This is a genomic window from Blastomonas sp. CCH1-A6 (assembly GCF_001556365.1).
Lineage (GTDB): Bacteria > Pseudomonadota > Alphaproteobacteria > Sphingomonadales > Sphingomonadaceae > Blastomonas > Blastomonas ursincola.
The window spans coordinates 1-11819 of record NZ_LSIS01000213.1 but is presented as its reverse complement, the minus strand read 5'-3'; the positions used below and the strand labels follow the sequence as shown (position 1 = coordinate 11819).

11 protein-coding genes are annotated in these 11819 nt (G+C 65.6%); 9 read left to right on the top strand and 2 right to left on the bottom strand.

The features are described 5' to 3' along the window. From AX735_RS09410 to AX735_RS09400, 3 genes are all read left to right on the top strand, one after another. Nucleotides 1–2629: YadA-like family protein (locus AX735_RS09410; RefSeq protein ID WP_066279010.1), on the top strand; the 2629-nt coding region annotated here is incomplete at its 5' end. Nucleotides 2630–2637: 8 nt separating this feature from the next. Beyond that, nucleotides 2638–3180, top strand: coding sequence for a hypothetical protein (locus AX735_RS09405; RefSeq protein WP_066279008.1), 543 nt, complete (start codon nt 2638–2640; stop codon nt 3178–3180). An 82-nt stretch (nt 3181–3262) separates the two neighbouring features. Further along, on the top strand, nt 3263–4471 hold the full coding sequence (locus tag AX735_RS09400; RefSeq protein WP_066279003.1) for a trans-sulfuration enzyme family protein: 1209 nt from the start codon (nt 3263–3265) through the stop codon (nt 4469–4471). A 47-nt stretch (nt 4472–4518) separates the two neighbouring features. Here the strand turns inward: AX735_RS09400 and AX735_RS24990 are convergent, their stop codons facing one another. Further along, complete coding sequence (locus AX735_RS24990; RefSeq protein ID WP_137775904.1) at nt 4519–5040, bottom strand: hypothetical protein; 522 nt, start codon at nt 5038–5040, stop codon at nt 4519–4521. Between the two features lie 275 nt (nt 5041–5315). Between AX735_RS24990 and AX735_RS09395 the strand changes: the two genes are divergently transcribed. From AX735_RS09395 to nadA, 5 genes are all read left to right on the top strand, one after another. Continuing rightward, nucleotides 5316–5687, top strand: a complete 372-nt coding sequence (locus tag AX735_RS09395; protein WP_060979086.1) for a BlaI/MecI/CopY family transcriptional regulator — start codon at nt 5316–5318, stop codon at nt 5685–5687. Next, the gene (locus AX735_RS09390; RefSeq protein WP_066278998.1) at nt 5684–7531 is read left to right on the top strand and encodes a M56 family metallopeptidase; all 1848 of its coding nucleotides are present in this window, start codon (nt 5684–5686) and stop codon (nt 7529–7531) included. The genes AX735_RS09395 and AX735_RS09390 overlap by 4 nt, the downstream gene beginning before the upstream one ends. Nucleotides 7532–7620: 89 nt before the next feature. Further along, nucleotides 7621–8520, top strand: a complete 900-nt coding sequence (locus tag AX735_RS09385; protein ID WP_066278996.1) for an MBL fold metallo-hydrolase — start codon at nt 7621–7623, stop codon at nt 8518–8520. Nucleotides 8521–8569: 49 nt separating this feature from the next. Further along, nucleotides 8570–9340, top strand: a complete 771-nt coding sequence (locus AX735_RS09380) for a hypothetical protein (protein ID WP_066278989.1) — start codon at nt 8570–8572, stop codon at nt 9338–9340. An 85-nt stretch (nt 9341–9425) separates the two neighbouring features. Then, nucleotides 9426–10433 (top strand): quinolinate synthase NadA, encoded by a 1008-nt coding sequence (gene nadA, locus AX735_RS09375; protein WP_066278983.1) that lies wholly within the window; start codon nt 9426–9428, stop codon nt 10431–10433. A 21-nt stretch (nt 10434–10454) separates the two neighbouring features. On the opposite strand, the gene AX735_RS09370 is transcribed toward nadA, so the two are convergent. Next, nucleotides 10455–11060 carry a lysophospholipid acyltransferase family protein gene (locus tag AX735_RS09370; protein ID WP_066278978.1) on the bottom strand — a complete coding sequence of 202 codons (606 nt, stop codon included), beginning with the start codon at nt 11058–11060 and terminating at the stop codon, nt 10455–10457. A gap of 161 nt (nt 11061–11221) precedes the next feature. Here AX735_RS09370 and AX735_RS09365 point away from each other — a divergent pair, with 161 nt between their 5' ends. After that, nucleotides 11222–11737, top strand: coding sequence for a DUF3833 family protein (locus tag AX735_RS09365; protein WP_066278975.1), 516 nt, complete (start codon nt 11222–11224; stop codon nt 11735–11737). Nucleotides 11738–11819 lie beyond the last annotated feature (82 nt).

The window sequence follows — 11819 nt, the reverse complement described above, 5'->3', positions numbered from 1 at the left end:
CACGGCGCTGACTGATGCGGTCAATGTCGGCCAGCTCAACGCGGTCGCCGCCACCACCACGGCCAATGCCGCGCGGCTCAACTATTTTGCGGTCAACAGCACCCAGGCAGGCGCAACGGCCACCGGCGCATCGGCGATCGCGGCGGGCGACAATGCCCGGGCCGAAGGGATCGACGCGCTCGCCATCGGCGGCGACGATGCCGGAACGGGCGCACGGGCGATCGGCAATTCGACCGTCGCGATTGGCGGCGAGGCGGATGCCTTCGGCCCCGGTGCGACCGCCTTTGGCTGGCGCTCGAATGCCGATGCCGAGCGCGCGCATGCGCTGGGCCACCTTGCCAATGCCACGGGCGTACGATCGCTGGCGGTGGGTGAGGCCGCCAACGCGACCGCGCTGACCAGCGTTGCTGTCGGCAATCAGGCCAGCGCTACCGACGAGGATTCGGTGGCGGTCGGCGATCTCGCCAATGCCAGCGGCTTCCATGCCACGGCGGTGGGCGGTGAGTCGGTCGCATCGGGGCGCGGTGCGCAGAGTTTCGGCTGGCAGGCGCGCGCCTCGGGCGAACTCTCGCTCGCGGCAGGGCACCAGGCCCAGGCGACGGGCGTGCGTTCGACCGCCGTCGGCAAGAGCGCCGTCGCCTCGGCCACCAATTCGGTCGCCATCGGCAACCAGGCCACGACCGACAGCGCCAACACCGCGTCGCTCGGCACGTCGGTGGCGATCGGCAACCTGGCGAGCGCAGGCGATGAGGATTCGGTGGCGATCGGTGACCAGGCCAATGCCTCGGGCTTCCACGCCACAGCGGTCGGCGGCGAAGCGGTGGCTTCGGGCCGGGGATCGCAGACCTTCGGCTGGCAGGCGCGGGCGACCGGCGAACTGTCGCTGGCGGTCGGGCACCAGGCGGTAGCGGGCGGCGTGCGCTCACTGGCGCTGGGCAAGAGCGCGACGGCAAGCGGCGATTTCTCGATCGCGATCGGCAATCTGGCTTCGACCGGAGCCTTTATCAACTCTGTCGCCATCGGCAATGGATCGGTCGCAACCGCGAACAACCAGTTCGTTCTTGGCGCAGCCAATCACAGCTATCGCTTTGCCGGTCTGGCCGGGATCGTCCCGGCAGGCCAGCAGTTCTTCCTGACCATCGATTCGGCGGGCAATCTGATCGCGGTCGCCTCCGCGCCTCCGGGTGCAGGCATCGGCACGGGTGTCGACAGTACGCAAGTGGGCGTCGGTGCGCGGGCAAGCGCGGAAGACGCGGTGGCCGTGGGCAACAGCGCCGTGGCCAGCGCGGTCGATGCAACAGCCGTCGGCACTGACGCGCAGGCGCTGAGCCCCGGAGCGACCGCGATCGGTGCGGGTGCGATCGCGTCGGGCTCGACCGCCGTCGGCGCGGACGCCCAGGCGCTCGGTGCTGGATCGGCGGCCTATGGCTCCAACTCGCGCGCGACCGGCGCGCGTTCGATCGCGATCGGCGAGGACGGTGACGATGCCGATGGGCTGGGGGCAGTGGCATCGGGTACCGGCGCCATCGCCATCGGCAACGACGCGCGCTCGACCGGTCTAGAGGCGGTGGCGATGGGGCTGAGCGCCTCGGCCACCGCCGCCAATGCGACCGCGATAGGCAGCCGGGCAACGGCCACGGCACAAGGTGCGACCGCTTTTGGCTGGCAGGCCAATGCGGTGGCCGAACGTGCCACCGCGCTCGGTCATCTCGCCAATGCGACCGGCGTGCGTTCGACAGCAGTCGGTTCCTCGGCCACGGCCTCGGGCGAGGTCAGCGTCGCGATGGGCAATCTCTCGGTCGCCAGCGGTACCAATTCGGTCGCCATCGGCAACACTGCGATTGCCAGCGGCGGCGATGCGATCGCCATCGGCGGCAATCGCGACGGTGCTTCGGGCCGCGCGACCCAGGCCACTGGTGCATCGACCACCGCCGTCGGCGGCCAGGCGCTGGCGACGGCAACGGCGGCCACCGCCTATGGCTGGCGATCGGAAGCAACGGCGGAACGCGCCACCGCGCTCGGCCATCTCGCCGTGGCATCGGGGGTCCGCTCGGTCGCGGTGGGTGAAGCGGCGATCGCCTCGGGCTCCGGTGCGATCGCCATCGGCAATCAGAGCTCGGCGGCGTTCACCAACTCGGTCGCGATCGGCAATGGTGCCACCGCCAACCGCGCCAACCAGATCAAGCTGGGCGGCACGGGAAGCTCGGTGACGATCGGCGATCTTGCTGCCAGCACCGCGGCGCAATCGGGCACCACCTCGATCGTCACCACCGATGCCAGCGGCACGCTGGGCGCAGGGCCTGCGGTGAGCAATTTCGCCACCAATGCGCAGGTCACTGCGCTCACCGGCCAGGTGAACACGCTGTTCGACCTGACCGAGATCAACCGGCGGGCGATCAACCGGGCGAACGAGGGCGTCGCCATGGCGCTGGCGATGGAATCGCCCGCGCTGCCGGCGGGCACCAACTTTGCGCTGTCGGGCGGTGTCGGCTATTATGAGGACCAGGCCTCGCTGACCATGGCGATCACCGCCCGGGTCGGGGAGAACGCTTCGGTTTCCGCCGGTATCGGTACCGGCTTCAACAGCGGTTCGGTGGGCGCGCGCGGCGGCTTCCAGATCGCCTGGTAAGGACGGGTATGACAGGTTTGAACTTCTGGCCGGGGCGTTTTGTCCCGGCCTTTTTGCTTGCCGCTGCGGCCCTGGTGCTGCCCGCTACAGCCATGGCGCAGACTGCGCCCCAGGCTGCGCAACCGCCAATCTCGGTCGAACCCGTGCCGAGCGAGCTCGAACTCGCCAAGCTGCTCTGGTCGACCATGACGGCGGTGCACCATGCCAATCTTTCGGGCAACTACTCGGTGCTGCGCGACATTTCCTCGCCGGGCTTTCAGGTGATGAACAATGCCGCGCGGCTGGGCGAGATCTTCGCCAGCATTCGCGCAAGCCGCGTCGATCTGTCCAACGCGCTGCTGCTCGCCCCCACCTATACCGAGCCGCCCTCGGTGGTGGAGCCGGGCGTGATCCGCGTGCGCGGCTATTTCGGCCTGAGGCCCACCGCGATCTTCTTCGACTTCTATTTCCAGTGGGTTGAGGGGCGCTGGCGATTGCATGGCGTTTCGATCAGCCCGCAGGCGATCGCATCCGAGGAAGCGCCGGAGCGGGGGCGGACCTCGACCCGCTGACCTGGGGCGCAATTCCCGCTTCCCCCCGCCCGCATCCGCGCGCATATAGCGCCCGGTTTTTCATCGTTCACAGGCTATCCCCATGAAGCGCAGATCCGGACAAGACCCCGCCATCACCAGCCGCTGGCGCCCTGCCACCCGCGCGATCCGCGGCGGCACCGCGCGCAGCGAGTTCGGCGAGACCTCAGAAGCGCTGTTCCTCAGTTCGGGCTTTGCCTATGACTGCGCGGAGGATGCCGCCGCGCGCTTCAATGGCGAGCAGGACGGCATGACCTACAGCCGGCTGCAGAACCCCACAGTCGAGATGCTGGAAAAGCGCATCTCGCTGATGGAGGGCGCGGAGGCCACGCGCTGCATGGCGAGCGGCATGGCCGCGATGACGGCCGCCCTGCTCTGCCAGCTCAAGATGGGCGACCATGTCGTCGCCAGCCGCGCGCTGTTCGGATCGTGCCGCTGGCTCACCGACACGCTGCTGCCCAGGTTCGGCATCGAGACCACGATCATCGACGGGCGCGAGCTCGACCAGTGGGAGGCCGCGATCCGCCCGAACACGAAGGTGTTCTTCTTCGAAACCCCCGCCAATCCGACGATGGATATCATCGACCTCAAGGCCGTGTGCGACATTGCCCGCGCGCACGGGATCGTGAGCGTCGTTGACAATGCCTTTGCCACCAACGTGCTGCAGCGGCCGATGGAATATGGCGCGGATGTCGTCGCCTATAGCGCGACCAAGATGATGGACGGGCAGGGCCGCGTGCTCGCCGGCGCGGTCTGCGGCACCGAGGATTTCATCACCAACACGCTGCTGCCCTTCACCCGCAATACCGGCCCGACGCTGAGCGCGTTCAACGCCTGGGTGGTGCTCAAGGGGCTCGAGACGCTCGACCTGCGCATCCGCCGCCAGAGCGACAATGCGCTGAAGGTCGCGCGCTTTCTTGAGGGCCGCGTGGAACGGGTCAACTATCCGGGCCTGGCAAGCCATCCGCAGCATAACCTTGCGATGTCGCAGATGGAGGCCGCAGGGCCGATTTTCTCGCTCTATGTCGGCGGTGGCAGGGCACGCGCCCACGCGCTGCTGAATGCGCTCGAGCTGGTCGATATCTCGAACAATATCGGCGACTCGCGCTCGCTGATGACGCACCCGAGCTCGACCACGCACCATGGCCTGGGCGAAGAGGCGCGGCTCGCGGTCGGCATCACCGAGGACATGCTGCGGCTCAATGTCGGCCTCGAGGATGTCGACGACGTTATCGAGGACCTGGACCGGGCGCTGGGCAAGGCGGGGTTGTAGGCAAGGACCGGGCGATTTAATGTACGCTGCTTTGCCTATCTAATTCGTTAGTCATCATTCAAGTAGATCGTCTTGCCTTTGATTTTGATTGAAATGTTCAGTCCAAATGTGACGGATGTTTGCCTGAGGCTTTTTCGATAATTTGCAGTACCACCTACAGTGGCATTGGCAGCTTCCCGAAGCTTTTGTTCGGATATCGTCTCATTGGAAACCATGTCCAAGGGTGAGCTATCGTTTGGCCCTCTTTTGCCGTTTGTACGGCGAAGCGTATATGTAAAAACCGCAATGATCGCTGCCGCGGCTAGGCTGCTTACCACGCCGCTAAAATAGGGATTGAGAAGGATCTCAAGCGATCCAGCGCGCACATCGCTGACTGTTAGCGCAGCTTCTCCCCGCTTGCTGTTCGCACCCTTCAATCGAGGTGTCACTTCTCGTGTCGCAACTCGGAATATATTGTCTAAATCTTTGAAAATTTGGGCAAAATCAGCAAGCGCTAAATTACTTTCCCAGCTGATTACAATCGCAAAGTTCTCTTCCGAGGTCCTCAATCGTCTGTTGGCCGCGTACATTTGATCGTTTCCTCATTCACGGAATAAGACATTTTTGTTAACCCGGAAAATTCAACATATCAAGCATCAAACCTTTCAAAATGCTTGGGAATAAACGTTGTAGTTGCTGGTGGATTGATTTATATTTGATTGGTTTTATTGGAATTTTTTCTGTTTCTCGCCACTGCCGGTAAGTGGTTGCCGTGGTCGGGGTACCAAAAAATCACCGTTTACACCCGTAGTCGAATCGATTACACCCGTAGTCGTATCTCCTGCAACAAGGTGAAGGCGATTCGATGGCTCCCGAACGGATCAGTGATGCGGAACATGCGGTGATGGAGGTGCTGTGGCAGCGCGCTCCGTTGACCGCGACCGAGGTGGCGGACGCGCTGGCCGATGCGCGCGAATGGTCGTTGCAGACGGTCAAGACGCTGCTCTCGCGGCTCACCAATAAGGGCGCGGTGTCCTATGATCAGGACGGCCGCCGCTATCTCTACAGCCCGATATTGGCGCGCGAGGACTATGTCGGCGATGAATCGCGGCGGTTGGTCGATCGGCTGTTCGGCGGCCGCGCCGCGCCGCTTATCGCGCATCTGGCGGAACAGCAGAAATTCACGGCGGAGGACCTGGCCGAGATCGAACGGCTGATCGGGGAGTTGAAGTCATGATCGGGGAATGGCTCGCATTTGAATCGCTAAGCGATTTTGCACACGGCGTCGCCGGGCAGTGGCTGGTCGATACGCTGATCGTCACCGCCGCGCTGATGGCGCTGGTGCTGGTGCTGCGTCGCCCGGTGGCCAAGCATTTCGGCGCGGAACTGGCCTATGCGCTCTGGGCAATCCCGCTGGCGCGACTGTTGATGCCGCCGCTGACCAGGACCATCGAGGTGAAGGTGAGCGCGCCGGTCGCGCCGGTCGCCTCGGGCACGGTCGACAGCACCGCGACGATCATCCCGGCCGCAATGGCCGCCCCCGCCGATGCGATGCCCGAGCCCAGCCTGGTGCAGAGCCTGCTCGCCGATGCCGACTGGTTCGCGATCGGCGTGACGGTGTGGCTGTGCGGCGCAGCGATCTTCCTGATCGCGCAGCTTTCCGCCTATCTGCAGAACCGGCGCGAGCTGCTCGAGGATGCAGTCGAGGTCGCGCGGATCGACGACATTCGTGTGATCGAGATTGCGGGCATTTCCGGCCCCTTCGCCTTCGGCCTGTGGCAGCGTTATATCGCGCTGCCGATCGGCTTCACCCGCGATTACAACCCGGTCGAGCGCGAGCTGGCGCTGGCACATGAACGCAGCCACCACCGCGCCGGCGACCTCTGGGCGAATTTCGCCGCGCTGGCGATGCTGTCGCTGCACTGGTTCAACCCGATCGCCTGGATGGCCTGGCGCGCCTTCCGCTTCGATCAGGAAGCGGCGTGCGATGCCCGCGTGCTGCGTCGCCGCACCAGCGCCGAGCGGCTGGCCTATGCCCGCGCCATCGCCAAGGCGGCGACCGGCCACACGCTGGCCTTTGCCAGCCCCCTGAACCCCAAGGAAAAGATCGTCGAGCGGCTCAAGATCATGAAGCAGTCGGAAACGTCGAAAGGCCGCAAATGGCTGGGCGCTTCGCTGATCGGTGGCGGTCTGGTCACCGCGATGGCGATGACCGCGACGGTGAGCTATGCGGTGCAGCCGGTCGAGCCCGAAACGCCCGAAGCGCCGCTCGCTCCGGATGCGCCTGACGCGCCGGAGGCGCCTGCAGCACCGTCGGTCAAGGTCGATGACGGCGTCTATGTGTACACGCTGCGCCGTGACGACGGGAAGAAGGTGGTGCTCCGCCTCAACCGCCCGGCGCGCCAGAAGGAACTCGACCGCATGGCCGCCGAAGCCGAACGCTCGCGCGCCGAGGCCGACCGCGCGCTTGCCGGCGCGGATCGTGCTCTGGCCGAGGCGGATCGCGCACGCGCCGAAGCGGACCGTGCCGCAGGGCAGGCGGCCTGGGCTGCCAGCGAGGCAGAGCGCCGCAGCGCCAGCGCCTATGCGCATGCCTCGCGGGTCATGGTGCGCAATGGCAAGCCTGGCGAAAACATCATCGAGCTGGGTGACAATCATACGCTGCGCATCCAGACCACCGATTGCGAAGGCAAATCGAAGTCGACCGCGTTCATGACCCAGACCGAAACGCGCAATGGCCAGGTGACGCGCACCAAGGTTGTCACCTGCGGCCAGGTGATGCCCGACGAGGCCGAGATCGCAGCCCAGATCGAGCGCGGCATGGCCGAAGGCCGCAAGTCGATGGAACGCGCGCGCGCCGAAATCCGTCGCAACCCGAACCTGAGCGCCGAGGACCGCGCCGAAGCGCTGCGCGGGCTGGATGAAGGCCTGCGCGAAATGCGGGCTGGCCTGGCCGAGGCGCGCCGTCAGGTTCGCCGGGATGTCCGCCGCGACATGGGAGAGGTCAGGCGCGAGATGAGCCGTATTCCGGAGCCGCCCGAAGCGCCCGAACCGCCCGCTCCTCCGGCGCGGACCTGGTAAGCGCTACCGATCGACCGACCAAAAGGGGCTGCGCGGCAAAAGTTGCGCAGCCCCTTTCGTTTGAGTGCCAGAGGTGCCAACTAGAGCGCATGGAACTGCCCGCTGACCTGCCGACCGGCCTTGCCGAGACGATAGAACCGCTTGTTCGCCGTGTGCTGGCGGGCAATCCCTCGCCGTTCACCTATACCGGCACGCAGACCTATGTGGTCGGCAACGGCCCCGATGTCGCGGTGATCGATCCGGGTCCGGCGGACGAGGACCATATCGCGGCGATCCTGGCGACGGTGGGCGATGCCCGCATCGCGGCGATCATGTGCACGCACACGCATCGCGACCACAGCCCCGCCGCCGCGCCGCTCAAGGCTCGCTCCGGCGCACCGATCGTCGGTTGCGCGCCGCTGATCCTGTCCGACGATGGCCCGCGCGCCGACGAGGCGTTCGACACGACCTACGCACCCGACCGGGTGCTGACCGATGGCGAGCGCGTTTCGGGCACCGGCTGGACCATCGAGGCGGTGGCGACGCCTGGCCATACCAGCAACCATCTGTGCCTCGCGCTAGTCGAAAGCGGCGCGCTGTTCACGGGCGATCATGTGATGGGCTGGTCGACCAGCGTCATCTCGCCGCCCGATGGCGACATGGCGGCCTATATGCAAAGCCTCGCCAAGCTGCAGGAACGCTCCGACCGCATCTACTATCCTGCGCACGGGCCCGCGGTCGAGAACCCTGCGCAGCTCGTGCGCGGCATGATGGGGCATCGCAAGCAGCGCGAACGCCAGGTGCTGCGCCAGCTCGAGGCGGGGCCGCAAACTATCCCCGCGATGGTGCCGGAGATGTACAAGGGCATCGACACCCGGCTTTACGGCGCGGCGGGCCGGTCGGTGCTGGCGCATCTGATCGACCTGGAACATCGCGGCGCGGTGGCGCGCGATGGCGATCTGTGGCAGCTGGTCGCAGGCGCGCCCGAGGCCGCAAACAGCATTTCGTAAATCGCTGGTTCCGCGTTATGCTCCCGCCGGGTCCGGGGGGAGTCGAAACATGGCGGTTACCGGCGTTCTGCGACAACGTTCGGCTGAGGCCGAACCCTTTTATGCCTGGTCGGCGACCATCATGGCGTTGGTCGTGGTTGCGGGCTTCAGCCTGCACCTCGCCATGGGGCGATCGACCTTTGCCGCGCGGCCGCTGGTCCATGTGCACGGCGTGGTGTTCATGGGCTGGGTGCTGCTGTTCACTGCCCAGGCCTGGCTGGCGGTGCAGGGGCCGCACAGCGCGCACCGCCTGCTCGGGCGGATCACCGCCGTCTGGGTGGTGCTGATGATGGCGCTCGGTTTCTGGATCACCATCGATGTGGTGCAGCGCGGCATCACCCCGTTCTTCTTCCAGCCGCAGCATTTCCTGATCGCCAATCCGTTCAACCTGCTGATGTTCGGATGTCTGATCGTCGCTGCGCTTCGGCTGCGGCATCAGCCGGACTGGCATATGCGGCTGCAGCTCTGCGCCATGACCAGCCTGCTCAACCCCGGCCTTGGCCGCCTGCTGCCGACACCGCTGCTGGTCCCGCACGCCTGGGAAATCCCGCTGCTGGTCGCATTGATCTTTCCGGTGGCGGGGATCGTCCGCGATTGGCGGCACGGCATCCGTTTCCATCCCGCCTATCTGTGGGGCATGGTCGCGATCGCGCTGCCGATCCCGGTGGTCAACCTGATCGCGCCGACCGCGCTGGGCGATGCGATCTATGCCTGGACGGTCGCAGGGCATCCGGGCGAAGTCATTGCAGGTATGGCATTTCCGCCGCCGCCCCCCATGTAACGCGCCATCGACCATTTGCCCTTGGCTTGCCGCACGTCTAGACAGGGGCGCGAGGGGCATGGGTGCCCCGTGTTGAGGAAATGCCATGACTGCACAACCCCGCGAAAATCTCTCAGGCCTCGACCTGCGCGCCGAAATCGACCGGCTGCGCAAGGAGAAGAACGCGGTCATCCTGGCGCATTACTACCAGAAGCCCGAACTTCAGGATCTCGCCGATTTCGTCGGGGATTCGCTGGAACTGTCGCGGATCGCGGCGGAGACCGATGCGGACGTTATCGCCTTTTGCGGCGTCAAGTTCATGGCCGAGACCGCCAAGATCCTCTCGCCCGACAAGATCGTCGTGCTGCCGGACCTGGACGCGGGCTGTTCGCTCGAGGACAGCTGCCCGCCGGACAAGTTCGCCGCGTTCCGCGCGCAGCATCCCGACCATATCGCGCTGACGTACATCAACTGTTCGACCGAGGTGAAGGCGCTGAGCGACATCATCGTCACCTCGTCCTCGGCGGAAAAGATCCTCAGCCAGATCCCTGCGGACCAGAAGATCATCTTCGGCCCGGACAAGCATCTGGGCGGCTATCTCCAGCGCAAGCTGGGCCGCGAGATGCTGCTCTGGCCGGGCGTGTGCATCGTGCACGAGGCGTTCAGCGAGACCGAGTTGCTCAAGCTCAAGGCGCAATATCCCGATGCGCCGGTCGCCGCGCATCCCGAATGCCCGGCGCACATCATCGACCATGCCGATATGGTCGGATCGACCAGCGCGATCCTGAAATTCGCCAAGGAAACGCCGAGCGAGGTGGTGATCGTCGCGACCGAGCCGCACATCATCCACCAGATGGAAAAGGCGGTGCCGGAAAAGACGTTCATCGGCGCGCCGGGCGCGGACGGCAACTGCAACTGCAACATCTGCCCGTACATGGCGCTCAACACGATGGAAAAGCTCTATGTCGCGCTGCGCGACCTGGAGCCGCGCATCGAGCTGGACGAGGAACTGCGCCTCCAGGCAAAGAAGTCGCTCGACCGGATGCTCGAAATGGCGAGCAGCACGGTGGGGCAGGGCGATCTCGGCCGCCCCGATCTCGCGCATCAGGGCTGAACGGCCCTGGCGCCGCAGGCGCTATTTGTGCACCGCATTGCGCCCCGCCATCGCCGAATAGAAGGCGAAGGCGGGGGCCATGTCCTTCTCGTAATCGCCGGTGGGGTGGATGACCGGGCCCAGCCCTGCGCGCCGGTTGCCATAATCCATGAACCCGCAGACGATCGGCACGCCCGCGCCATGCGCGATGCGGTAGAATCCGGTGCGCCAGGCGTCGACGGTCTTGCGCGTGCCTTCGGGCGCGATCGTCAGGATGAAGTCCTCGCGGGTGGCGAATTCGGCGATCATCTGCTGCACCATGTCGCCCGCCGCGCTGCGATCGACGGGGACGCCACCCATCTGCCGCATGAAATTGCCGAACGGCCAGCGGAACAGCGAGGTCTTGGCCATGAAATGCGTCTGCAGCCCCAGTTCGCGCGTCACCCCCATGTAATTGGGAAAATCCCAGTTGCTGGTATGCGGCACCGCGATGATGACATAACGCCGGTCGAGCGGCGGCGTGCCCACTGCCGTGAACCGGTGGCGGCGATAGATGAACATCAGCAGCGCATAGAGAGCGCGCGCCATCCAGCCGAGATGCGCGGTCGATGGCTCGCGCGCGCGCGACGCCTGGCTTGCCTTGGTCATCCTACCCCCGGTCGTGCCTTGCCCCCTGCAGCGTGATAGCCGTAGCGGCAGGCGCCTGCCGCCTAGTGACGCAAGCGCCGTACGAGATCAACGGGGCAGTTCGCGAAAATGCTCTGGGCGATCCGCTGGAGCCTCGCCCCGATCTGGGCTAGCCTGATGCGATGACGCGCGCGCTGCTCCCGCTGCTTTCGACCCTGCTGGCGCTGACCGGCTGTGTCGGCGCATCGGGGCGCGCGGGCCTCGCGAGCGACGCGCCCACTTTCGATGTCGCGCGCGCCTTTGTTGGAGCGAGTGCGGGCGAGGGGCGGCTCAAAATCGTGTTCCGCAAGACACGTCCGGTGCATGTCCAAAGCACCGGTCACCAGGCAAAAGACGGAACGATCGTGGTCGACCAGATCATCACCGAGCCAGGCCGCAAGGCCACCACGCGCCAGTGGCGGCTGCGCGAGGTCGCGCCGGGGCGCTATGCCGGCAGTCTGTCCGATGCGGCAGGTCCGGTCGAGGGCGCGGTGCGCGGCAATTGCCTCGAACTGCGCTTTCGCATGAAGGGCGATCTGACCGCGCACCAATGGCTGTTCGCCATGCCCGATGGCCGCACGGTCCAGAACCGCATGTCGATCCGCAAATCGGGCATTCTGGTCGCCCGGCTGCACGAGACGATCACGCGAAGGGATTGATCGAAAAAAATGTGACCTCTTCGCGGACAATTATATTGCACACAATATAATTGCTTCCTATCTATCGGTCATACACGGACAA